The organism is Streptomyces sp. NPDC018610, from assembly GCF_044391765.1.
Taxonomy (GTDB): Bacteria; Actinomycetota; Actinomycetes; order Streptomycetales; family Streptomycetaceae; genus Streptomyces.
The window spans coordinates 147,230-170,997 of record NZ_JBISAL010000015.1 but is presented as its reverse complement, the minus strand read 5'-3'; the positions used below and the strand labels follow the sequence as shown (position 1 = coordinate 170,997).

The 23,768-nt window shown below is 72.9% G+C and carries 18 protein-coding genes and 2 pseudogenes; 11 read left to right on the top strand and 9 right to left on the bottom strand.

Features of this window, described 5'->3' with window-relative positions; translation table 11 throughout:
* The 5 genes from ACH5A8_RS32240 to ACH5A8_RS32220 form a co-directional block, all read right to left on the bottom strand.
* The coding region (locus ACH5A8_RS32240; RefSeq protein WP_399007540.1) for an MDR family MFS transporter at positions 1-1,796 on the bottom strand (1,796 nt) is incomplete at its 3' end.
* Between the two features lie 73 nt (positions 1,797-1,869).
* The gene (locus tag ACH5A8_RS32235; RefSeq protein ID WP_399007539.1) at positions 1,870-2,379 is read right to left on the bottom strand and encodes a MarR family winged helix-turn-helix transcriptional regulator; all 510 of its coding nucleotides are present in this window, start codon (positions 2,377-2,379) and stop codon (positions 1,870-1,872) included.
* 403 nt (positions 2,380-2,782) lie between these two features.
* The gene (locus ACH5A8_RS32230; RefSeq protein WP_399007538.1) at positions 2,783-3,019 is read right to left on the bottom strand and encodes a non-oxidative hydroxyarylic acid decarboxylases subunit D; all 237 of its coding nucleotides are present in this window, start codon (positions 3,017-3,019) and stop codon (positions 2,783-2,785) included.
* 104 nt (positions 3,020-3,123) lie between these two features.
* Positions 3,124-4,554, bottom strand: coding sequence for a non-oxidative hydroxyarylic acid decarboxylases subunit C (locus ACH5A8_RS32225; RefSeq protein ID WP_399007537.1), 1,431 nt, complete (start codon positions 4,552-4,554; stop codon positions 3,124-3,126).
* A gap of 126 nt (positions 4,555-4,680) precedes the next feature.
* Positions 4,681-5,271: a non-oxidative hydroxyarylic acid decarboxylases subunit B gene (locus ACH5A8_RS32220; protein ID WP_399007536.1), complete on the bottom strand. Its 591-nt coding sequence runs from the start codon at positions 5,269-5,271 to the stop codon at positions 4,681-4,683.
* A 98-nt stretch (positions 5,272-5,369) separates the two neighbouring features.
* Between ACH5A8_RS32220 and ACH5A8_RS32215 the strand changes: the two genes are divergently transcribed.
* The 5 genes from ACH5A8_RS32215 (at position 5,370) to ACH5A8_RS32195 (ending at position 10,220) form a co-directional block, all read left to right on the top strand.
* Positions 5,370-6,269, top strand: a complete 900-nt coding sequence (locus ACH5A8_RS32215) for a helix-turn-helix domain-containing protein (protein WP_399007535.1) — start codon at positions 5,370-5,372, stop codon at positions 6,267-6,269.
* 537 nt (positions 6,270-6,806) lie between these two features.
* Positions 6,807-7,325: a hypothetical protein gene (locus ACH5A8_RS32210; RefSeq protein ID WP_399007534.1), complete on the top strand. Its 519-nt coding sequence runs from the start codon at positions 6,807-6,809 to the stop codon at positions 7,323-7,325.
* A gap of 201 nt (positions 7,326-7,526) precedes the next feature.
* On the top strand, positions 7,527-8,369 hold the full coding sequence (locus tag ACH5A8_RS32205; protein ID WP_399007533.1) for a DUF4097 family beta strand repeat-containing protein: 843 nt from the start codon (positions 7,527-7,529) through the stop codon (positions 8,367-8,369).
* A 64-nt stretch (positions 8,370-8,433) separates the two neighbouring features.
* Complete coding sequence (locus ACH5A8_RS32200) at positions 8,434-9,432, top strand: ATP-binding cassette domain-containing protein (protein ID WP_399007532.1); 999 nt, start codon at positions 8,434-8,436, stop codon at positions 9,430-9,432.
* Positions 9,429-10,220, top strand: a complete 792-nt coding sequence (locus tag ACH5A8_RS32195; protein ID WP_399007531.1) for an ABC transporter permease — start codon at positions 9,429-9,431, stop codon at positions 10,218-10,220. Before ACH5A8_RS32200 ends, ACH5A8_RS32195 begins: the two co-directional genes overlap by 4 nt.
* Before the next feature lie 153 nt (positions 10,221-10,373).
* Here the strand turns inward: ACH5A8_RS32195 and ACH5A8_RS32190 are convergent, their stop codons facing one another.
* Positions 10,374-11,111, bottom strand: coding sequence for a polyprenol monophosphomannose synthase (locus ACH5A8_RS32190; protein ID WP_399007530.1), 738 nt, complete (start codon positions 11,109-11,111; stop codon positions 10,374-10,376).
* Positions 11,112-11,553: 442 nt separating this feature from the next.
* On the opposite strand from ACH5A8_RS32190, the gene ACH5A8_RS32185 reads away from it, so the two are divergent.
* Together ACH5A8_RS32185 and ACH5A8_RS32180 are read left to right on the top strand one after the other, a co-directional pair.
* Entirely contained in the window at positions 11,554-12,615 is a 1,062-nt protein-coding gene (locus tag ACH5A8_RS32185; RefSeq protein ID WP_399007529.1) for a PP2C family protein-serine/threonine phosphatase, read from the top strand.
* Between the two features lie 52 nt (positions 12,616-12,667).
* Positions 12,668-12,929 (top strand): annotated as a pseudogene (locus ACH5A8_RS32180) (hydrolase); the annotation flags it as partial.
* 133 nt (positions 12,930-13,062) lie between these two features.
* Here the strand turns inward: ACH5A8_RS32180 and ACH5A8_RS32175 are convergent.
* Together ACH5A8_RS32175 and ACH5A8_RS32170 are read right to left on the bottom strand one after the other, a co-directional pair.
* Positions 13,063-13,845, bottom strand: a pseudogene (locus ACH5A8_RS32175) (NmrA/HSCARG family protein).
* A 382-nt stretch (positions 13,846-14,227) separates the two neighbouring features.
* Positions 14,228-15,217 carry an Ig-like domain-containing protein gene (locus tag ACH5A8_RS32170; RefSeq protein ID WP_399007528.1) on the bottom strand — a complete coding sequence of 330 codons (990 nt, stop codon included), beginning with the start codon at positions 15,215-15,217 and terminating at the stop codon, positions 14,228-14,230.
* A gap of 293 nt (positions 15,218-15,510) precedes the next feature.
* Between ACH5A8_RS32170 and ACH5A8_RS32165 the strand changes: the two genes are divergently transcribed.
* From ACH5A8_RS32165 to ACH5A8_RS32150, 4 genes are all read left to right on the top strand, one after another.
* Positions 15,511-18,792 (top strand): TIM-barrel domain-containing protein, encoded by a 3,282-nt coding sequence (locus tag ACH5A8_RS32165; protein WP_399007527.1) that lies wholly within the window; start codon positions 15,511-15,513, stop codon positions 18,790-18,792.
* A gap of 183 nt (positions 18,793-18,975) precedes the next feature.
* Entirely contained in the window at positions 18,976-20,316 is a 1,341-nt protein-coding gene (locus tag ACH5A8_RS32160; protein WP_399007526.1) for an MFS transporter, read from the top strand.
* 52 nt (positions 20,317-20,368) lie between these two features.
* A complete protein-coding gene (locus ACH5A8_RS32155; protein ID WP_399007525.1) occupies positions 20,369-21,166 on the top strand; it encodes a MerR family transcriptional regulator in 798 nt (265 codons plus the stop codon).
* Complete coding sequence (locus ACH5A8_RS32150) at positions 21,166-22,383, top strand: glycosyltransferase (RefSeq protein WP_399007524.1); 1,218 nt, start codon at positions 21,166-21,168, stop codon at positions 22,381-22,383. The genes ACH5A8_RS32155 and ACH5A8_RS32150 overlap by 1 nt, the downstream gene beginning before the upstream one ends.
* Before the next feature lie 124 nt (positions 22,384-22,507).
* Here ACH5A8_RS32150 and ACH5A8_RS32145 read toward each other — a convergent pair whose 3' ends face one another.
* Positions 22,508-23,644, bottom strand: a complete 1,137-nt coding sequence (locus tag ACH5A8_RS32145) for an FAD-dependent oxidoreductase (RefSeq protein WP_399007523.1) — start codon at positions 23,642-23,644, stop codon at positions 22,508-22,510.
* Between the last annotated feature and the right edge of the window lie 124 nt (positions 23,645-23,768).

Here is a 23,768-nt window from a genome sequence, read left to right as displayed (position 1 = left end):
ACCGGGATCCCGCCACCCGAGCCGGCCACCGGAGCGTCGGACGCGACGGTCGCCACCGCGGCGAGCCGCTGCGTGCCCTCCGGACCCGCCTCGGCGTCGGAGGCGGCCCAGCTGGGCGTCCGCTTCTGGTCCGGGGTGAACGTGTCGGGCGCGGTCTCGGCGACCGGGGCCTGCGCCTCGGCGGTCGTGGGACTCTGCTGCTGGGCCGCCTGGGCCAGAGCGCCGGTGGTACGCAACGGAACCTCCTTGATGAACAGCACGACGAGGAAGGCGACGAACGCGCACGGCGCGGCGTAGAGGAAGGCGTCGGCGATGCCGTGGCCGTAGGCGCCCTCCAGCCAGGTGCGCACCGCGCGGGGGAGCGCGTCCATGTCGGGCAGCTCGCCGCCGGCGCCCATCGCCTTGGCGGCCGCGGCCCGCGCGTGCGGCGACAGGGAGGTGATGGTGTCCTTGGCGTGGTCGCTGATCCGGGTCGACATCACCGAGCCGAGCACGCCGACGCCGACCGCGCCGCCGAGGGTCCGGAAGAAGCTGACCGTCGAGGACGCCGCACCGAGGTCCTGCGGGGCGACCTGGTTCTGGGTGGACAGCACCAGGTTCTGCATCGTCATGCCGACGCCGACGCCGAGCAGCGCCATGTACAGCGACAGATGCCAGTACGGGGTGTCGTAGCGCATGCTGCCGAGCAGGCCCAGGCCCGCGGTCAGGCACGCGCCGCCCGCCACCAGCCACGCCTTCCAGCGGCCGGTGCGGGTGATGATCTGGCCGGAGACCATGGAGGCGACGAACAGGCCGCCGATCATCGGGATGGTCATGACGCCCGACATCGTCGGGGACTTGTCGCGGGCCAGCTGGAAGTACTGCGAGAAGAACACGGTGCCCGAGTACATGCCGACACCGACGAAGAGCGAGGCGAGGGACGCCAGCGCGATGGTGCGGTTGCGGAACAGCCGCAGCGGGATGATCGGCGCGCTCGCCTTCGTCTCCATGAGCACGAACAGCAGCGCCAGCACGATCACGCCGCCGACCATCGTGAACGTCTGCCACGACACCCAGTCGTACTTGTCGTTCGCGAAGGTGACCCAGAGCAGCAGCAGGGACGCCGCGGCGGTGATGAGGAAGGCGCCCGCCCAGTCGACCTTGACCTGCCGCTTGGCGACGGGCAGGTGCAGGGTCTTCTGCAGCACCAGCAGGGCGATCAGCGCGAAGGGGATGCCGACGAACAGGCAGTAGCGCCAGCCCAGCCAGGAGGTGTCGGTGATGACACCGCCGAGCAGCGGGCCGCCGACGGTGGCGACGGCGAACGTGGCGCCGGTGTAGCCGGAGTAGCGTCCGCGCTCACGCGGGGAGATCATCGCGGCCATGATGACCTGCACCAGCGCGGACAGACCGCCCGCGCCGAGGCCCTGGACCACGCGTGCGGTGATCAGCATGGCGGGGTTCTGCGCCAGACCCGCTATGACCGAGCCCGCGACGTAGATGATCAGGGCTATCTGGACGAGCGCCTTCTTGCTGAGCAGGTCGGCGAGCTTGCCCCACAGGGGCACCGAGGCCGTCATGGCGAGCAGCGCCGCGGTGACGACCCAGGTGTAGGCGGACTGGCCGCCGCCGAGATCCTTGATGATCGTCGGCAGGGCGTTGGTGACGATCGTGGACGACAGGATGGCGGCGAACAGGCCGAGCAGCAGCCCGGAGAGCGCCTCCATGATCTGGCGATGCGTCATCGGCGCGTCGCCCGGGGTCTCTCCCCCTCGCTTGGCGTGAGCCCGCACACCGGCTGGTGTGGTCGTTGCCATGGGCTTCCTTTGCATACGTGCTTATGTACTTGCGGGTGTACGGGTGTACAGGTGGTCTCTTCGACTACGGGGCCTACGCCGGCAGTCGGGCCGCCATGGGCGCCGCGGTCGCGGGCTGCTCGGCCAGGGGGGCGGGGAGCCGGACCGGGGTGGACCGGCAGTCGCCGAAGCTGTCGCGCAGCCGGCCCATCAGCCGGATGAGCTGGCCGACCTCGTCGTCGGTCCAGTCGCTCAGCCGCTCCGTCAGCAGGTGCGTGGTGCGCCGGGACAGCTCGTCGATCTGCTCCAGCCCGGCGGGCGTCAGGCGCAGGATGCGCGAGCGCTTGTCCGCGGGGTCCGGCAGCCGTTCGATCCAGCCGCGCGCGGCGACGTGCGCGACATGCCGGCTGGTGACCGACATGTCCACGGCGAGGAGCTCGCCGAGCTTGCTCATGCGCATGTCGCCATGGCGGCCGAGCAGGGTCAGCACGGCGGCGGAGCCGGCCGGGCAGTCGGGCGGCAGGATCCGCCCCATGTCCCGTTTCACGGCGCCGACGGCACTGAGCTGACGCGCCAGTTCTTCGTACTGCGCCCGCTCGGCCATCACACCTCCCAGTAATCGTTGCTTGTAGCAACCATAAAGGTGGTTGGTTGCCCCGGGCGTCCAAATCAGGGGGAGGTGCCGCAAAACCTTGGCAAAGGCAAGCATTGCGAACGTAAACTCTGCTCGGGGTGAGTGCTCGCGCGGGGTGCCGTATCGGGACTGCCGCACGACGGTGAGGGGCACCCCTGCCGCGACCACCCGCGCCGAGACGCGCGTCGGCCCGCAACCAGCCGGACCCCATGACGGCCCGCACCACCCGGCATGCGAGCCGGGCGGTGCGGAGGGAAGGGCGGTCCGGGGGGTAGGACGGCCGGTCGCCGCACCGGCGCGGAGAGTGCGGTCGGGCGGAGGCGCCGAGGAGCGCGGCCGGTGCGGCGGCGCCGAGGACGAGTGCCGGGGCCGTTCAGTGCGACGCGCGCAGCGGCGGGACCGCCGGGACCTCCAGGGCGTTCTCGATGTCCTGCGGGGTCATCCGGAACTGCTCCGGGTACGCCTCGCGCAGGGTGCGGCGGGCCGGTTCGGTGGTGCGCCAGGTGTACAGGCAGCGGCGGCACTGCAGCACGTCCCAGACGCCGGGGACGGGTGAGGTGTGCAGGGTCTCGACGGTCTCGAAGGCGCAGCGGGGGCAGCAGTCGTTCATGGGGTCTCCATTTCGGGCGCGTGGGTCGAGGTCGGTCCGGTCACCGGGGCCGGTCCGGTCGCGTGGGCCGGGGGCGGCCGGCGTGCGGAGGATGTCCGGGGAGTTCAGCGGCGGCCGTCGGCGATCATGCGCTGGAGCCTCGCCGCCCACTCCTTCGCCTCGGGGAGGTCCTTGGTGGGCGTGGAGAAGTTGCCGCGCTCGTCGGGGTGCACGGGCGTGGTGGCGTCGATGATCATCTTGCTGGTGACGCCGGCGGGCTGGGCCGCGGGAGCCAGTTCGACGACCGAGAGGTTGGGCAGGATCATGACGTCGCCGGACGGATTGACCTTCGACGACATCGCCCACATGACCTGCGGGAGGTCGAACGGGTCCACGTCCTCGTCGACCATGACGACCGTGGTGATGTACCCGAGTCCGTGCGGTGTCGTCATGGCGCGCATGGCCACCGCCTTGGCGAAGCCGCCGTAGCGCTTCTTCGTGGAGATCACCGCCAGCAGCCCGTGTGTGTACATGGCGTTGACGGCCTGGACCTCGGGGAACTCGGCGCGCAGCTGCTTGAGCAGCGGGACACACGTGTTGGGTCCGACGAGGTAGTCGCACTCGGTCCAGGGCATGCCGAGGTAGAGGGACTCGAAGACGGGCCTCGTGCGGTGGGAGACGCGCTCGACGCGGATCACGGGCATCCGCCGGCCGCCGGAGTAGTGCCCGGTGAACTCGCCGAAGGGCCCCTCGATCTGCCGCTTGCGGCTCTCGATGACGCCCTCGATGACGACCTCCGAGCCCCACGGCACGTCGAAGCCGGTGAAGGGCGCGGTGGCGATCGGGGCGGGTGCGCCGCGCAGCGCACCCGCCATCTCGTACTCGCTCTGGTCGTAGCCCATCGGCATGCCGGCCACGATCGCCATCACCGGGTCGTTGCCCAGGGTGATGGCGATGGGCAGGTCCTCGCCCCTCTCCTCGGCCTTGCGCAGGTGGAGCGCGACGTCGTGCACGGGGACGGGCTGCATCGCCAGCCGGTCGCGGCCGATGACCTGGAGGCGGTAGGTGCCGACGTTCTGCTTGCCGAAGTGGCCGGGGTCCTCGGGGTCGCGGGAGACCACGGCGGCCTTGTCGAGGTAGAAGCCGCCGTCGCCGTCGTTGAGGCGGAACAGCGGCAGCACCGAGAAGAGGTCGACGTCCTCGCCCTCCTGGGTGTTCTCCCGCCACGGGGCGTCCTCGCGCCGCTCGGGGGCGATGGGGAAGGCGTCCCAGCGCCGGGCGAACTCCTCCACCTGCTCCTTGACCGGGGTGTGCTTGGGCAGGCCGAGGGCGAGCGCGTGGTTGGCCCAGGATCCGTGCACGTTCAGGGCGACGCGGGCGTCGGTGAATCCCTTGACGTTGTCGAACCACAGCGCCGGGGCGCCCTCGCCGATCCGGCCGGCCGCGTTGGCCGCCGCCGCGAGGTCGGGCTCGGGCAGGACCTCCTCGTGCACACGCAGCAGCTGGCCCTCCTCTTCGAGCTTGTCGAGGAAACCGCGCAGGTCGTCGTAAGGCATGGGTGGGTGCTCCATGGGTGTGAAAGGGGCGGAGAGAGGGGCAGGGGGAGGGGGCGACGGAGGGGTGTCCCCGGGCCGGGCCGGGCGGCGCAGGGCGGGCCGGACCGGCCCGGGCGCCGCGGGTCCTCAGGAGGCGGGGCGCAGGGAACGGGCGGCGCGCATGCCCTCCCACCTCTTGGCGGCGGGGGCGGGCAGGTCGAACTGGTCGAGGAGGCGGGCCACGATGTGGTCGACGATGTCGTCCACCGACCGAGGGTGGTTGTAGAAGGCCGGCATGGGCGGCACCATCCGCACGCCCAGCCGGGACAGCGCGAGCATGTTCTCCAGGTGGATCTCGCTCAGCGGGGTCTCGCGGGGCACGAGGACCAGCGGACGGCGCTCCTTGAGGATCACGTCCGCCGCCCTCCCGACGAGGCCGTCGGCGTAGCCGGCGCGGATCCCGGCGAGGGTCTTCATCGAGCAGGGGACGATCACCATGCCGTCGGTGCGGAAGGACCCGGAGGCGATGGTGGCGCCCTGGTCCTCTGGCCGGTGCACCGTGTGGGCCAGGGCGCCGACCTCGTCGACGGACAGGCCCGTCTCCAGCTCGATCGTCGTACGCGCCCACCGGCTGAGGACCAGGTGCGTCTCGACGTCCGGCAGTTCGGCCAGCGTCTGGAGGAAGCGGACACCGAGGACGGCGCCGGTGGCTCCCGTCATTCCCACGACCAGTCTCATGCAGAGGGTTCCTTCCCGCGTCCACCGCGCTGACCTGCGCCTACGCCTTCACGCTAGGAGCCGGATGACGGCGTGCGGCGGTACACTCGGGACTTGTCATGGGGAAAAACGGACAGGCTTCGCCACGGTCGGCCATCCGCGAGCTGACCTTGCGCCGCACGGCCGGCTCCCCGCCGGGGCTGGAGCTGATGGACCTGGCGGGCCTGGCCGACCGAGCCCGCCGGCACGGCAACGACCCGTACGCCTCCCTGCGCCCAGCCTTCCACCAGCTCGTCACCGTGCACCCCGGCAGCCGCCTGTCCGTCTCGGTCGACTTCGCCGCGTACGAGCTGACCGGTGGCGACTGGCTGTGGATCCGCCCCGGGCAGGTGCAGCGCTGGGGCCGGGACCTGCCGACGGCCGAGGGACTGGTGATGGCCTTCCCCGCGGGCTTCCCGGACACGGAGCCCGCGGCCGCCTCGGTCGCCGACGCGCCGTTCGCGCGGGCCGCGCTCAGCCCCGGCGGCCAGGACGCGGAGGGACTGCGCCGGGCACTGGACCATCTGCGCTACGAGTACGACGCGATGGCCGAGCTGCCCCTGGAGTCCCATGTCCGGGTGCTGCGGCATCTGTTGGCCGTACTCACGGTCCGCCTGGCGAAGGCCTACCGCGCCGAGCCCGGCAGCCCGGTCCCCAACGAGGCGTTCCGCCGGTTCCACGCCGCCGTCGAACGCGACTTCACGGTCACCCGCCGGGTGGAGGATTATGCGGTGGCCCTGGGCTACAGCCGCCGCACCCTCACCCGCGCCACCCAGGCGGCCAGCGGTATGTCGGCGAAGCGCTACATCGACGAACGCGTGGTGCTGGAGGCCAAGCGCGAACTCGCCCACGGCACGTCGAGCGCGGGGGCCGTCGCCGCACGGCTCGGCTTCGCCGACTCCAGCGACTTCACCAAGTTCTTCAGACAGCGCACGGGTACGACCCCGACCGCCTTCCGCGCAACGGCCCGGGGCACCTGACCCGACCCCGGCCGAGCGGCGAGGACGGCACTCCGCTGCCGGGGGCCGGGGGCCGGGGGCCGGGGGCCGGGGGCCGGGGGCCGGGAGCCGGGGGCTGGGGGCCGGGGGCCGGGAGCCGGGAGCCGGGGGCTGGCAGCTGGGAGCCGGGAGCCGGGGGCCGGCAGCTGGGAGGCGGCTTCGGGAGCTCGCGCGCGGCGGCACTTGTCGTCAGACGTCCGGAAGCGTGTGCGTGGGGCCCACCCCGTCTCCCCGCATCGGCGCTCTCGCAGAGCGATGCGTTGGAGCGCCGCGTTATCGCATGCCAAGGCGAAAGGATGTGCGGACGTCTCCGCACCGAGTTGGCGCTAGGTGGTGCCAGCCGAGGCGCCAGGTGGTGCCATCGCGTGCGTGTGGGTGTGGGTGAGTCCTCCCGTCCGTGCGATCTTCCGTTCGGATCCCCGTGTGTTTCCCCAGCTCAGAGGCGTATCGGTCGGATCGGTCCCGTCAGCGGCGCCATACAGGGTTGCGTTGGCACTCTTTTGGCACCATGATGGCGTCATGGATCTCACCCCGTACGTCGAAACCCTCCGCCGCGAACTCGCGGTGGCCGCCGAGGCCGGCGGCGACGAAGCCCGCGAGCTGGCCGAGAGGCTCACCGCCCCCCTGGAGTCGGCGACCCGGCTGACGATGCTCCATGTGCTCTCCGCCGCGATGGACGAGATCACCCGTGAACTCGCCCCGGGCTCGGTCGACGTGCGGCTGCGCGGGCTCGACCCCGACTTCGTGGTGACACCGCCGCCCGCCGACCGCGGCCCCGTGGACGCTGCCGCCGCGCCCGCGGAGCCGCTCAGGGCCCCGGCGCCCGCAGAAGGCGACGAGGGCGGCACCGCCCGCGTCAACCTGCGTCTGCCGGCCCACCTCAAGGCCCGCGCGGAGGAGGCCGCGAGCCGCGAGGGCCTGTCGGTCAACGCGTGGCTGGTGCGGGCCGTGTCGGCCGCGGTCGAGGGCGGCGCCCGGCCGCGTGCGGCCGAGAGGACCACGACCATCGGACAGAGCTTCACGGGCTGGGTGCGCTAGTCCACTCGCTCCGCACATCTCCGCACCTCAGCCCCACCGGCACCACGTCCCACAGGCACCGAGCCCCAGCACGACGCCCACCCGCACGACGCCCCACCCGCACCACGTCCCACCCGCACCACGTCCCACCGGCACCACTTCCCACCCACACCACGTCCCACCAGCGGGGACGCTCCCAGGACTCACGAGGACGGTACAGCCATGCCTTCTTTCGACACTCCCGGACCGATCGCGGTGACCGCCCATGTGGGCGCGGGCTCCGTCCGGTTCACCGCCGGCGACCGCTCCGACACGGTCGTCGAGGTGCGGCCCGGCGACCCGGAGCGCGACAAGGACGTGCGGGCCGCCGAACAGACGGAGGTCACGTACGCGAACGGGGTCCTGACCCTCAGGACGAAGGAGCGCCTCTTCATCGGCCCCACCGGCGTCGTCGCCGTGACGGTGGACCTGCCCGCGGGCTCGCAGGTGGACATGACCGGCTCCTGGACCCAGGTGCTCGGCGAGGGCCGGCTCGGCGAGGTGCGGGTGAAGACCTCGGGCGGCGACGTCCGCCTCGACACGACCGGGCCGCTCCAGCTGACCGCCTCCCACGGCTCGATCACCGTCGACCGCGTCGAGGGCTCGGCCGAGATCACCACCAGCTCGGGCAGCGTGCGCGTCGGCGCCGTCGACGGGCCCGCCGTCCTGAAGAACTCGCACGGCACCACCGTCGTCGGCGCGGCCACCGGCGAGCTGAGGGTGAGCGGTGCCAACGGTGACATCGACATCCGGCGCGCCGAGGACTCGGTCACCGCCACCACCGCCAACGGCACCCTGCGGGTGGGCGAAGTGGTCCGTGGCAGCGTCCAGTTGAAGACCTCCTACGGCGCCATCGAGGTCGGCATCCGGGAGGGCACGGCCGCCTGGCTCGACGCCCACTCGGACTCCGGGCAGGTGCGCAACACCCTCACCGCCTCCAAGGCCCCGGTGGAGACCGAGGAGACCGTCAAGATCCACGCCCGCACCCGCTACGGCACCATCGACGTGCGCCGCGCCCGGCCCTGAGCGACCGCTCCGCGAACTCGTCCAGCCACCCAGTCACTTCAGCTTCCCGAGGGGGGAGGGCGCCATGCCTTCATCTGTCATGCCCACGTCCATGCAGAGCGGTCCGCGGCCGCCCGCCGCGATCCACGCCGCCGGCCTGCGCAAGTCCTACGGCGGCAGGACCGTGCTCGACGGCGTCGATCTGGACATCCCGGCCGGATCCGTGTTCGCTCTGCTCGGGCCCAACGGCGCCGGCAAGACCACCACCGTCAAGATCCTCTCCACGCTCATCGCCGCCGACGGCGGGCAGGCCCGGGTCGCGGGCCACGACCTCGTCGGCGACCCGCGGGCCGTGCGCTCCGCGATCGGTGTCACCGGGCAGTTCTCCGCCGTGGACGGCCTGATCACCGGCGAGGAGAACATGCTCCTCATGGCGGACCTGCACCACCTTCCCAAGCGCGAGGGACGGCGGGTCACCGCCGGACTGCTGGAGCGCTTCGGCCTGACCGAGGCCGCGAAGAAACCCGCCTCCACCTATTCCGGCGGCATGAAGCGCCGCCTCGACATCGCCATGACCCTGGTCGGCGACCCGCGGATCATCTTCCTCGACGAGCCGACCACCGGGCTCGACCCGCGCTCCCGGCACACCATGTGGCAGATCGTCCGCGAACTCGTCACCGGCGGCGTCACCGTCTTCCTCACCACCCAGTACCTGGAGGAGGCCGACGAACTCGCCGACCGCATCGCGGTCCTGCACGACGGCAGGATCGCCGCCCAGGGCACCGCCGGAGAGCTCAAGCGGCTCGTCTCCGGCGGACACGTCCGCCTCCGCTTCACCGACCCGGCCGCCTACCGCGAGGCCGCCTCCGAGCTGCGCGAGGCCGTCCGCGACGACGAGGCCCTCGCGCTGCGGATCCCCGGCGACGGCAGCCAGCGCGCGCTGCGCGCCCTCCTCGGCCGGCTGGACTCGGCCGGCGTGGAGGCCGACGAACTGACCGTGCACACCCCCGACCTCGACGACGTGTTCTTCGCCCTGACCGGCGGCGCGGACGTCCCCCACCAGCCCGAGGAGACCGTCCGATGAGCTCCCTCTCCCTCGCCGTCCGCGACGCCTCCACGATGCTGCGCCGCAACCTCCTGCACGCCCGGCGCTATCCCTCCCTCACCCTCAACCTGCTGCTCACACCGGTCATGCTGCTGCTCCTCTTCGTCTACGTCTTCGGCGACGTGATGAGCGCCGGCATCGCGGGCGGCGGGGCGGACCGGTCCCGGTACCTCGCCTACCTCGTCCCGGGCATCCTGATGCTGACCATCGGCGGCACCACGATCGGCAGCGCGGTGTCCGTCTCCACGGACATGAACGAGGGCATCGTCGCCCGCTTCCGGACCATGGCGATCCACCGCGGGTCGGTGCTCATCGGGCACGTGGTCGGCAGCGTGCTGCAGTGCGTGATGAGCGTGGTCCTCGTCGGGGCGGTCGCGGTGGCCATCGGGTTCCGCTCCGTGGACGCCACCGCCCTCGACTGGGTCCTGGCACTGGGACTGCTGACACTCGTCTCCCTGGCCCTCACCTGGATCGCGGTCGGCATGGGCCTGTCCAGCCCGAACGCGGAGGCGGCGAGCAACAGCGCCATGCCGTTGATGATCCTGCCGCTCCTGTCCAGCGCCTTCGTGCCCGTCGACGCGATGCCGGGCTGGTTCCGGCCGGTGGCCCAGTACCAGCCGTTCACCCCGGCCATCGAGACGCTGCGCGGGCTGCTGCTCGGCACCCGGATCGGCGACAACGCGTGGGTGGCCGTCATCTGGTGCCTGGCACTGGCCGTGCTCGGCTACTTCTGGTCCAGATCGCTCTTCGACCGCGAGCCGAAGTAACGCCCGCGAGGGCCGCGGCCCGAGGACCGCGGCCCGATGACCGCGCCGTACGGGCACGGGACGCCGTACGGCCCGGGCCGGCCGCCGAAGCGGACGGGTCCGGGGTGTGCACCGCCGGCAGCGCGGCACACCCCGGGCCCGTCCGCTTCCGGCTCACTCCACCCGTCGGCCCATGAGCAGCTTCCACGGCGTCAGCGCCGACTCCGTCTGCACGGCGAAGCTCATCTTGGAAGCGCCCTTCACCCGGTCCTCGAACCGGATGGGCACCTCGACGATCCTCATCCCGGCCTTGACGGCGCGGAAGTTCATCTCCACCTGGAAGGAGTATCCGTTGCTGTGGACGGAGCCCGGGTCGATCGCGCGCAGCGCCTCGGCGCGCCACGCCTTGAAACCGGCGGTGGCGTCCTTGACGCCCAGCCGCAGCAGCGTGTTCACGTAGACGTTCGCCCACAGGGACAGGGCCTTGCGGTGCCACGGCCAGTCCGCCGCCGTCGCACCGCCCGCGACATAACGGGAGCCGAGCACCACGGCGGCGTCGGTGTTCAGCAGCGTGTCCACCATCGTGGGAATGACCGAAGCGGGGTGCGACAGATCGGCGTCCATCTGGATCACCACATCCGCGCCCTCGGCCAGCGCCCGTGTCATCCCGGCGACATAGGCGCGCCCCAGCCCGTCCTTCTCGGCGCGGTGCAGCACGCCGACGCGGCCCGGGTTCTCCGCCGCCAGCTTGTCCGCGACGTCACCCGTGCCGTCCGGTGAGTCGTCGTCCACGACCAGCAGGTGCAGGTCGGGAAGCCGCAGTTCCGCCAGCAGTCCGGCCAGGACGGGCAGGTTCTCCCGTTCGTCGTAGGTGGGGACGACGACCACGATCTTGGGGTTCAGGTCGGCCATGACGGACACCTCGGGTCTCCGGGGAGGCGGCGGACGGACGGCACGCTCACGTGACACCGCGCAGGCGTTCTGGGCATAGCGGCACTGTAGTTGACCGAAAGGACCCGTTCCTCCCGTCGCTTCGCCCCAGGGACGTGGAGGCCGGAGCCTCGGCGGGCCGCGCGGGCGTCTTCGAAGCCGTCCCCCGAAAGACACCGGCCGACGGGCCGACGGCCGTCCTCCCCCGGATGGCGCGGGTCAGCTCGTAGCCTGGCGAGATGCCCGCTCCAGCACCGGTCACCCTCATGTCCCGCCGTATCCCGTCGCGTGGCCCTGCCGCGGGCGCCGACGACGTGCCCACGGTCGGCCGAGGCGCCGTGACGGGCGGCGGCCGCCCCCGGCCCGCACCGCCCGGGCAGCCGCACCTGTCCGCTTGGGGGGAACGACGACCAGGGGGCCCCGCGTGAAGTCCACCGGCTTTCCCGGTCTCGCCGCCGCCCTGCTCCTCCTCGGCGGCGCGGCGGCCGACCTCTTCGGGCCCCAGCCGTACATGGGACTGCCGCTGCTGACCGCGGCCCCGCTGGTCGCCTGCGCCCTGATGTCCTTCCGCGCGGGACTGCTCGTCGCGGTGCTGGCGTGTCTGCTCTCGGTCGCGCTGGACCTGCACGTCGGCCGTCCCATGACCGCGCTCTCCGTCGACCTGGCCGACGTCGTCTTCACCGGGGTGCTGGCCCTGGCCGTCAACAGGGTCCTGGCCCGCCAGGAACACCGCCTGGCGCAGGCCCGTGACGTGGCCGAGGTCGCCCAGCGCGCGGTACTGCCCGACCCGCCGCGCCGCGCGGGGCCGGTGACGGTGGCCGCCCGGTACGTGGCCGCGCACGCCGAGGCCCGCATCGGCGGCGACCTGTTCGCGGTGCGCCCCACTCCGTTCGGGGTGCGCGCCATCATCGGCGACGTCCGGGGCAAGGGCCTGGGGGCCGTCTCCACCGTGTCCCTGCTGGTCGGCGCCTTCTGCCACGACGCCGAGCACGCCACGACCCTGGGCGAGCTCGCGGACCGGCTGGACGACGCCCTGGCCCGGCGCGACGCGGGCGACACGCTCGAGGACTTCACCACCGGCCTGCTGCTCCAGATCCCCCCGGACGGCAGGACGGCCCATGTGCTCAACCGCGGGCACCCGCCGCCGTACCTGGTCGACGAGCGGGCCGTGTCCGTACTGGAGCCCACGACGCACGCCCTGCCGCTGGGGCTACGGCTCCCGGGGGACGCGGCCGGCGGCCGGCCGGCGGAGGACGTCTTCCCGCTGCGCCCCGGGGCCTCGCTGCTCCTGGTGACCGACGGGGTGACCGAGGCGCGTGACGCCCACGGGACGTTCTACGACCCGTGCGTCCGCCTGGCCCCGGGCCCGTACGCGAGCCCGCAGCGGCTCGTGGACACGCTCGTGCGCGACGTGTTCCGCTGGACCGGGGGCCGCAACCAGGACGACATGGCGGTCCTCGCCCTGACCCGGTCACCCGGCTCCTGACCGGGACCGGTACCGGGGCGGGGCCGATGACGGCGGCGGCCGGGCGCCGTCGCTCTCCGGGCAGCTGTTCGGCACCCACGACGCCGCCTACCTGCCCGAACGCCCGATGTCGGTCGACTTCAACCAGTGGCTGATCGACCTGGACGGCCAGACCTCCACCACACCGCGCGCCTACCGGGAGCAGGTCGACTACTTCCTGCACGTACTTCCTGCACGTCAAGGACCAGGTGCTCACCCCCGCGCAGGTCGGGGCCAAGGTCGCCGCGTACCGGTCGGCCGGCACCGCCTTCGAGGACACGGTGCCCGCGAGCTGAGCGGACCGCGGCGCGCGACGAACGGGTTCAGACGGACGGAGCCGGCCGGTCGAGGACCGGCCGGCTCCCCGGACCGCCCCCGACCGGCCGTGCGACGTCCCTCGCGCACACCCGCGCGCTCCCGGGGAGAGGTTCAGCCGGCGGTCGGCCAGGTGTGGTGTGCCGCCCAGTCGGCGAAGCGGGTCCAGCCGATCTCCGGGTGCGCGGCGATGTCGGGGTTGCCGATCGAGGCGAGCGGAACTTGCTCGTGGCGGACCTCCCGGCCCAGGACCGAGCCGAGCGCCGCCGCCATCCCGGCGGGAGTGGGCGCGTCACTGGCCAGCTCGATACGCTGCCCGACGTAGGGCGCGGGGTCGAGCAGCACCTGCGCCGCGAACGCGCCGAGATCGGCGCGGGCGAGCTGCTGCAGCGGCCGGTCGGGTGGCAGCGGCAGATCGAGAACGCCGCCGAGGACGCGCTCCGTTCCGCCCAGCGCGTTGTCGAAGAAGTAGGTCGGTCCCAGGATCGTGTACGGCACGTCGCCGTCGGCCAGTTCCGTCTCGATGCGTGCCTTGCTCTCGAAGTGCGGCACCCCGCTGTCCTGGTCGGCACCGGCCACGGAACTGAAGACCAGGTGTGCGACGCGCTCCCCGGCCGCGGCGGACAGGATCGCCCGTCCTTGGCCCACTTCGGCCTACACACCGGCCTCGAACGGAGTGGTGAACGCGAAGACACCCGCCACCCCGCGCATCGCCGCGGCGAGCGAGTCGGCGTCGCCGAGGGAGCCCGCCACCACCTCGACGCCCCGGTCGGCCAGTTCCCGGGCGGCGCCGCGCCCGGGGTCGCGGACCCGGGCCCCGCGGTCCAGCAGGGCGGCGGTCACGGCCCCGCCCTGACCGCCGGTCGCGGCGAGCACCAGGATCGGCTCATCGGCCATGCGCGGAACTCCTCCTCCAGCAGGCGGGGGCGGGCCGTCGTGGCCGCCCCCGGGACCGGCCGCCGGGCGCGACGGGCGGGCCGTGCGGCGCGCCGTTCGTCCGGTGACGATCCCTCGTCCGGTGAGACGATCCAAGGAGCCGGGCGGCGGCTTGTCCAGCACCGCCGCGCGGCACACCCCGGCGTGTCCGCCGGCGTCGCCCGAGGCGCGGCCGACTAAGGCTCCGCACGCGATCGAGCGCCGGACCGGACGCATGGCCCCGGCAGCCCGTGGGGATCCCCAGGCCCCTCGCCCGCCGGTCCTGAGGTCGTCTCCCGGGAGGAGGGGAGTGGCGGCAGGGCCGCGGCCGGCGCGGGGTCGGCCGCGAGCCTGCCGCGGCGCGTCACAGCGTGGCGGTCGTCCCCTCCCCGGAGGCGCTGCCCGCGAGCCACTCGCTCCAGCTCAGGTTGAAGGCGGCGTAGCCGTTGTCGGCCGGGGCCTTGGCGCGGGGCGAGCCGGTGATGGTGACGGGGTCGCCCTGCTTGACCTGGTCGTAGAACCACTTGGCGTCCGACAGGGACAGGTGGACGCAGCCGTGCGAGCCGCGGGCGCTGCCGGAGCCGGGGGAGGGGTCGCCGGTCGAGTAGTGCACGTAGGTGCCGGACCACGTGAGGTGGACGTCCCAGGGCAGCGTCAGGTCGTAGTAGTTGGGGCTGCCCTTGTCGCAGCTGATGCCGACGCTGCAGGAGGTCATGTGGACCTTGTCCTGCTTGTCGATGACGGCCATCGTGCCGTTCCACGTCGGGAACTGGTCGCTGCCCGCGTTGATGGACAGGGTGCGCAGCATCCGGCCGTTCCGGGTCACCTTCATGGTGTGACCGCCCACCGAGACGTCCGCGCGCACATCGTCGCCGATCTTGAACGTGTGCGTGTAGTCGTGCACGCCGTAGCGCCCGTTGCCGTTGTCGACGCCCTTCACATCGACATCGATCTTCACCCGCGTGCCGGAGGGCCAGTACGTCTTGGGCCGCCAGTCGGCGCGCTTGTCGCCGAACCAGTGCCAGGCGCCGGCCACCGGCTGGGAGGCGCTCACCTTCATGTGCTTCTCCACCGTGGCCCGCGCCTTCGCCGCCACCGGGTCGCTGAACACCACCGAGATCGGCATCGCCACGCCGACGGTGGTTCCCGTCTGCGGGGTGATCGTGTCCAGCAGCATCGGTGGGCCCAGGGGCTTCGTCGGTGACGGAGAGGCACTCGCACTCGGCTTGCCCGGCGCCTTGGGGGAGTCGTCCCCGCCCGCCTTGTCGTTCCCGCCCCCGCCACAGGCACTCGCGCCCACCAGCACCACACCCGTGACGAGTGCGATCCCTATACCGCTCCTGCGCCGTCCCACGACCTGACCCCGCTCTCTCGCTCCTCGGCCCTGACCGGACCCGACTCCCTGTGAGACGACCGGTGGGCGCACCGGAGTTGCGGGTGCCACGTAAAACGTGTCTCAAGACTCGGCGGAGCCGGCGAGCCGCCCCGGGCGGTGTTTTCCGGCCGCCGCGGCCAACTCGTCGCGCTCTCCTCATGTACATGGCGCTGTGGGCGTGCTGTGATGCCTGGTGCGCGATTTACAACGCTGGAAAGCCGTCAGGAGGAGTGCCCCGCATCCGTGCGGTCGACCTGAGAACGGAGTTGTCCATGAGACCCCTTCACCCGAGACGACGGCCGGGCCGCCCGCGGTGGTGGTCGTGCACCGCCGCACTGGCCACCGCCGCTGCCGCCACACTGTCCGGCGCGGCGCCCGCGTCGGCGCACGGGACGCACACCGCCCGCATACCGGTCGTGTCGTCCGGGAACGCCCGCTTCGAAGTCCTCTCACCGACGCTCGTCCGCACCGAGTACGCGGGCGACCACGCGTTCGTCGACGCGCCCACCTTCAACGCGATCGGCCGTGACGGCTTCGCCCCGACCGCCTACACGGCCCGGACCTCGGGCGGTTGGCTGACCATCACGACGAGCGCCATGACCCTGCGCTACCGGGTCGGCTCCGGGCCGTTCGACGCCCGGAACCTCTCGGTGCGTCTGACCGCGGGCGACGCGCCGGTGACCGCCGCCCCCTGGCAGCGGCTGACCTGCTCGCCGGGCGAGCTGTGCGAGGCGGAGAACCTCCGGCTCGACGGGGTGTCCGTGGCCTCCGACCACGCCGGTCGCACGGGCGCCGGCTTCGCCGCGGGATTCACCGGCACCGGCGGCTCGGCGTCCGCTGACATCGATGTCACCAGCGCCGGCACGTACCGGTTCGAGCTGCGCTACGCCAACTCCACCGGCGGCGACGGCAAAAACGAGACCCGGACGCTGACCCTGTCCGTCGACGGCGGCGCACCGCGGACGGTGAGCCTGCCGACCACGGCGGACTGGGACACCTGGAAGCTCGCCTTCGCCGACGTCACGCTCGGCGCGGGCCACCACACGATCGCGCTGACCCGCACCGCCTCGGACAGCGGCAACGTCAACGTCGACAGCGTCGCGTTGGTGCGCCCCGGCGACCCGTACCCGCCGGTCTCCACCACGGCGATCACCGACTGCGCGCTCGGCACGAGCTGCGAGGCGGAGGCGGGGCGGACGGCCGGCACCGCGACCGTCGCCACCGACCACCCGGGCTCCGCGGGAGGCGGCTTCGTCGCCGAGCTGAACCAGGGATCGAGCCTGACCACCCACCTGGTGGGAGTGCCCGCCGACGGCGCCTACACCCTGCGGGTGCGCTACGCCAACGGCACCGGCGGCGACGGACACCACGAGACCCGCACCGCGTCGGTGACCGCGGGCGGCACGGCTCAGACGCTGACGCTGCCCGCGACGGACGGATGGGACGACTGGCGGACCGCATCGGTGCCGGTGACCCTCGGGGCGGGCGAGACCGACCTCACCCTCGGCTGCCCGGACCCGGCGAGCTGCCACGTCAACGTGGACACCGTCTCCGTCACCGCGACCGGCGCCGCCGCCCCGCAGCCGCACATCGCCCTCGGCGGCTACCGCCGCGGCCTGGACGGCGTGACCGGCCAGGGAGCCGCCCCGGCGACCACCCCCGGCCTGCTCGACAAGGACGGCTGGTACCTGCTGGACGACACCCCGTCGGCCCTCTACGACACCGCGGCGCGGAAGGTCACGCCCCGCCCCTCGCACGGCGGCGCGCCCTACCAGGACGGCTACGTCTTCGGATACGGGCACGACTACAAGCAGGCCCTCACCGACCTCGCCACCCTCACCGGCCCGCCCGCGCTCCTGCCGCGGTGGGCCTACGGCGTCTGGTACTCGGAGTACATCGACCGCACCGCGGCCGACTACGAGAACACCGTCCTGCCCGCCTTCCGGTCCGAAGGCGTCCCGCTGGACGTGCTGGTGACCGACACCGACTACAAGGCCGTGAACGACTGGAGCGGCTGGGAGATCGACCCGGGCAGATTCCCGGACCCGAAGGGGTTCTTCGACTGGTCGGCCGCGCAGGGACTGCACAACACGCTCAACGTGCACCCGAGCATCCTCGCCTCCGACCCGCAGTTCGCCCGGGCACAGGCCACCGCCAAGGGCAAGCTGACGAAGGGCGGTTGCGCCTCGGCGGCCTCGGTCGAGAACAACTGCTACACCTTCGACTTCGGCGACCCCGACCAGCTCGCGGCCTATCTCGACCTGCACCGGACCATGGACGAGCAGGGCAACGACTTCTGGTGGCTGGACTGGTGCTGCGACTCCTCGCAGTCCTCGCTGCCGGGTGTGACGCCGGACGCGTGGATCAACCAGCAGTACGCCGCCCTGACCGGCGAGACCCTCGGCCGCGGCTTCGTCCTGTCCCGCGCCTACGGCTCCCTCCAGGCCGGCGGCTACAGCGGCCAGCAGGCGCTGCCGACCGGACCGTGGGCGGACAAGCGCACCACCGTGCACTTCACCGGCGACACCTCCTCCACCTGGGGCACCCTGAAGCTCGAGGTCGGCTACACCCCGGGCGAGTCCGCGGCGACCGGGATGGCCGCCGTCACCCACGACATCGGCGGCCACAACGACACGACGGGGCTGACCGGCTCGGAGACCTACACCGACGGCGGGCAGACCCGCACCACCCATAAGCTGCCCGACGACCTCTACGCCCGCTGGGTGCAGTTCGGCGCCTTCCAGCCGATCGACCGCCTGCACAGCAACCACAGCGACCGGCTGCCCTGGCAGTACGGCGCCCAGGCGCGGAAGTCCGCCGACACGTTCCTCAACCTCCGCGAGAACCTGGTGCCCTACACGTACTCGCTGGCCGAGGAGGCGAACCGCACCGGCGTGCCGATCGTGCGCCCCGCCTACCTGGAGTACCCGGACGAACCGCAGGCATACGCCACCGCGGGCAGCGAGTACTTCTACGGCTCCGACGTCCTGGTCGCCCCGGTGACGACGCCGGGGACGACCGCCACCACCTCGGTGTGGTTCCCGCCGGGCCGGTGGACCGACTACTTCACCGGCAAGACCTACCAGGGCGGCACCACCCAGGACATCACCACCGGCCTGGACACGATGCCGGTGTTCCTGAGGGCCGGAGGCATCCTGCCCACCCGCACCCATGACGTCGCCGCCGACGACAAGGCCCCGCTGACCGACGTCACCCTGACCGTCGCCGCCGGCGCCTCCGGGACCACCAGCCTCTACGAGGACGACGGGACCACGGCCGGCAAGGCGCGGAGCGCCACCACACGGATCCGGTACAAGGAGGCCGGCGGACGTCACACCGTGTCGATCAGCCCGGCGAAGGGCTCCTTCGCAGGCCAGGTCGAGGACCGCCGCTGGACCCTGGACATCGTCGGAGCCAAGGCGCCGACCCGCGTCACGGCCGCAGGCGTGCGTCTGCCGTCCCACGCCTACCACTTCGACGGCGCCACCGGAGTCCTGACCGTCACCCTCCCCCGGCACCCCGTCGACGCCCCGCTCACCGTCACCTTCCAGTAGGAGGACCTGCCAGTAGAAGGACCCTGCAGTAGGAGGGGGGGACACACGGCCGGGGCCGGTCGGCAGGTTCGACAGCCCCGGCCCGTCCGTACGGCCGGTCATCCCGGGTGTGTCGATTGGGCCAGTGAAACTGGTGACGAGTGGACCTGATCACCGGCCCACCGGCCCCCTACCGTCGTCGGTATGACCCCTCGACCGGGACGCCTCCTGGCCCTCGCCCAGCTCGCCAACTCCATCGGCGACGGCGCCTATTACGTGACCTCGGCGCTGTACTTCACCCGCGTCGCCGGAATCGCTCCCGCGCGCGTGGGGCTCGGACTGACCCTGGCCTGGGGAGTCGGCTCGCTGGTCGGGGTGCCGTTCGGGCGGCTCGCGGACCGGCGGGGGCCACGCGGCACCTCCGTACTGCTGGCCCTGGGGACCTCCGCGGCCGTCGCCTCGTTCCTCCTGGTCCGCGGATTCGTGCCGTTCGTCCTCACGGCCTGTTGCTACGCCGCCGCCCAGTCGGGACTCGCCGCGACCCGCCAGGCCCTGCTGGCCCGACTGGTGCCGCCCGAGGAACGGACGGGACTGCTGGCGCGCCTGCAGTCGACGCTGAACGGCGGACTGGGGGTGGGCGCGGCGCTCGGCGGACTCGCCCTGAGCGCGGGGACGCCGACGGCGTACCGGGGTGTCCTGGTACTGGACGCGCTCTGCTTCCTGGCCTCGGCGCTGGTCCTGCTGCGACTGCCGAGGGGGAAGGCCGTGACCGCCCCCGCCGAGGACACCGACGGGAGGGGCGGGGCCCGCGAGGACGGCACGGTCGGCGGCGGGCGGCTCACGGTGCTCCGCGACCGGCCCTACGCCCTGCTCGCGCTCCTCAACGCCGTACTGCTGCTGCGGCTGCCCCTGCTCAGCGTCGCGCTGCCGCTGTGGATCACCGAGCGGACCGGTGCTCCGGCCTGGCTGGCGGCCGGGCTGTTCGTGCTCAACACCCTCGCGGTGACGCTGTTCCAGGTGCGCACGGCCCGGTCCGTGACCGGACTCGACAGCGCCCTGCGGGCGTTGCGCGGGTCCGGACTGGTGATGTCCGCCTCCTGCGTGGTGTTCGCGGTGTCGGCGGGGCGGCCGGCCTGGCCCGCGACCGTGATCATGGTGGCCGGTGCGGGGCTCCAGGTCGTGGCCGAGATGCAGCACTCGGCGGGATCGTGGCAGCTCTCCTTCGATCTGGCGCCGGCCGACCGGATCGGCGAGTACCAGGGCTTCTTCGGCACCGGTGCGACCGTCGCCCGCACCGCGGGCCCGCTGGCGGTGACCTGGCTGCTGCTGGACTGGGGGAGCCCCGGCTGGCTGTTGCTGGGCGCGCTGATGCCGGCGGCGGCCCACGCGATGGGCCCGGTCGCCCGCCGCGCCGCCGGCCGCACACCCCGGCGGGCCGCGCACCCGGCTCCGGAACGGGCCGCGTACATGACCCCGGAACCGGCCGCGCAACCGGGCCCGGAACCAGCCGCGCAACCGGCCCCGGAACGGGCGAGCGTGATTTGACCCTCCCCCTACGTCAGGCTTGAAGCTGTGGGCCGGACGAAAGGGCAGGTGGATGAGCTACTCCGTGGGGCAGGTCTCGGCCTTCGCCGGGGTGACGGTGCGTACGCTGCACCACTACGACAAGGCGGGGCTGCTCTCGCCCAGTGACCGCAGCCACGCCGGCTACCGGGTCTACAGCGACGCCGACCTGATCCGGCTCCAGCAGATCCTCTTCTACCGCGAACTCGGCTTCCCCCTCGACGAGATCGCCTCGATCCTCGAGGACCCCCAGGCCAACGCCCTGGAACATCTCCGTGCCCGGCAGAGGCAGTTGGGCGAGGAGATCAGCCGGCTGCAACGGCTCGCCGAGGTGGCGGAACGAGCGATCGAGGTCCAGCAGACCGGGGTCGCCCTGACCCCTCAGGAACGCTTCGAGGTCTTCGGCGAGATCACCTTCGACCTGAGCTACGCCACCGAGGCCGAGCTGAAGTGGACGCACTCGCCGGGACAGCGCGAGGCGATGGCGCGCGCCGCCGCCCACACCAAGGAGGACTGGCGGCGGCTCATGCGCGAGGCGGGCGCCTGGCGTGCGGAGCTGCTCGCGGCGTTCGACGAGGGGGAGCCGAGCGACGGCGAGCGCGCCATGGACCTCGCCGAGGAACACCGCCTGCACATCTCGCGCTGGTTCACCTCCTGCCCGCCCGCCATGCACCGGCGCATCGCGGACGACTTCGCCGCCGACCCGCGCGCCTTCGCCCTGGTCGTGCCGCCGTCGCAGCAACGCCCGGGCCTGGCCGCCTATCTGTGCAAGGCGGTCCACGCCAACGCCGCCCGCCGCGCGAGCGGCCGTACCGACTTCGAGGAGGAGTGATGAGGATCCTGATCGCCGCGGCCGGATCGCGCGGCGACGTCGCGCCCTACACCGGCCTGGGCGCCGCACTGCGCCGGGCCGGACACGAGGTCGCCCTCGCCACCACGGACCCCTTCGCCCCTCTCGTTCGCGAGGCGGGACTGGAGTTCCGCGGCCTGCCGGCCGACCCGCTGGGGCCCGGCGGCGTCACGGACCGGCGTGAACTGATGCGCACCGCCGCCGCGTTCGTCACCGACCTGGGTCAGGGCTTCGCCGACGCGATGGCCGACGGCACGGAGCTGCTCCTGCTGTCGACGACCACGGCCCCGCTCGGCTGGCACCTCATCGAGGCCACGGGCACACCCGGTCTCGGCGTGTATCTCCAGCCCACCGCGCCGACCGGGGACTTCCCGCCCGTCGTCACGGGCTCCCGCTCCCTGGGCCGCGCCGCCAACCGCATGGCGGGCCGCTTCGCCCTCCGCATGGCCGACCGCGTCTACACACGGGCGGTGGCAGAGCTGCGCCACCGCCTCCAGTTGCCCCCGGCCTCCCCGTCCGGGACGAGACGACGGCAGGAACGGGCGAACTGGCCCGTCCTGCACGGTTTCAGCACCGCCCTGGTGCCACGCCCCGCCGACTGGCGGCCGGGCCTGGACGTGGTGGGCAACTGGTGGCCCCATCACGACGTGGCGGGCCGACTGCCCACGGATGTGGAGGACTTCCTCCGCGCCGGCCCCCGGCCGGTGCTGATCACCTTCGGGAGCATGGCCGCGGGAGACGGCGAACGGCTCGGCGGGATCGCCGTACGGGCCCTGCGCCGCGCCGGACTGCGCGGCATCCTCCAAGCCGGCAGCGCCGGTCTCGCGGCCGACGGCGGCGACGACGTGCTCACCGTGGGGGACATGCCGCACGCCCTGCTGTTCCCCCGGCTGGCGGCGGTGGTCCACCACGCCGGAGCCGGCACCTCGGCCGCGGCGCTGCGGGCCGCGGTGCCCGCGGTCACCGTGCCGGTGAGCGCCGACCAGCCGTTCTGGGCGCGGCGACTGGCCGCCGTCGGCGCCGCCACCGACCCGATCCCGTTCGGCTCCCTTACCGCCGAACGACTCGCCGACGCACTCGACCGAGTGGTGAGGCAGCAGACGTACGCACGGGCCGCCGCGGGGTGTGCCCGGCACATGGGGACCGAGGACGCGACGGGCCGGACCCTCGAGGCCGTCCGGCGACTGGCGGGCGGCTGACGCCGATCCCTTGCGGGAGCCTCGCGCTCCTCGCCGCCGGCGCGCATCGTGACCGGGCGGTCAGCCGGGCCGGGTGTCTGCCGGTCCGGGTGTCCGCCGGTCCGGGTGTCCGCCGACCCGGTCGTCAGTCGGTCAGGTCGTGGTCGGTGAAGAAGCTGACGAGGCTGTGCGGGGCGCCGTCGCCGAGGCAGGCGTCGAGGACGTGGGCGGCGTCTATGGCCTCGGCGGCGCTGCGGGGGAAGAGCGCCTCCTCGTACGCGGTGAGCGCGGCCTCGAGGTCGTCGGGGTGTGCGGCGATGGCCTTGCCGAGCTCGGCGCCGTCGTACATGGCGAGATTGGCGCCTTCGCCGGACGGGGGCATGAGGTGGGCGGCGTCGCCGACGAGGGTGGCGCCGGGGACGCGGTCCCAGCGGTGGTCGGCGGGCAGGGTGTGGAGGGGCCGGAGGACCGGCGCGGTCTCGCCGTCGGTGATGAGCGCGGTGAGCGCCGGGTTCCAGCCCGGGAACTCGGCGGCCACCCGGGACCTGGCCGCGCCGGCGTCGGCGAAGTCGATGCCGGCGATCCATTCCTTGGGCCTGACGAGCTGGACGTAGGTGTGGAGGACCCCGCCCGGCTCCCGGTGGACGGCGATGCCCTTGCCGGGCGAGAGCGCGAACATGGCTCCGTCGCCGACCAGTCGGGCGCTCGCGGGGTGGCGCTCGTCGCTGTCGAGCAGATACGTCTCGACGAACACGGTGCCGACGTACTCGGGCTTCGCCCCGGACAGCAGCGGACGCACACGTGACCACGCTCCGTCCGCGCCGACCAGCAGACCGGTCGTCGTGGTCGTGCCGTCGGCGAACGTCACCTCGTGCCGGCCGTCCCCGAGGGCGCGCACCCCGGTGCTCTTGTGTCCCCACCGCACCGTGCCGGCGGGCAGCGAGTCGAGCAGGATCTGCCGGAGGGCGCCGCGGGGCACCTCCGGGCGCCTGCCGGTGCCGTCGTCAGGCACGTCCAGCAGGACCTCGCCGTCCTGGTCGAGGATCCGCGAGGCCTCCGCGCCCTCGTGGATGATGCCGAGGAACTCCTCGTACAGCCCGGCGGCCCTGAGGGCGGGCTGCCCGTTGTGCTCGTGGATGTCGAGCATGCCGCCCTGGGAGCGGGCGGTCGGCGAGGACTCGGCCTCGTAGACCGTGGCCGGGATGCCGTGGACGTGGAGGACGCGGGCGAGCGTCAGCCCGCCGAGCCCCGCGCCGATGATCGTGACCGAAGTGGTGGTCATGGTGGTTCTCTCCTGGTCGCGGACCGCCGGGCGGACACCCGGCGAGGACTGGAACGCCGTTCCAGCGCGGTTCAGAGTGGAACGACGTTCCATAGGCTGTCAAGGTGGAACGTTGTTCCATGGC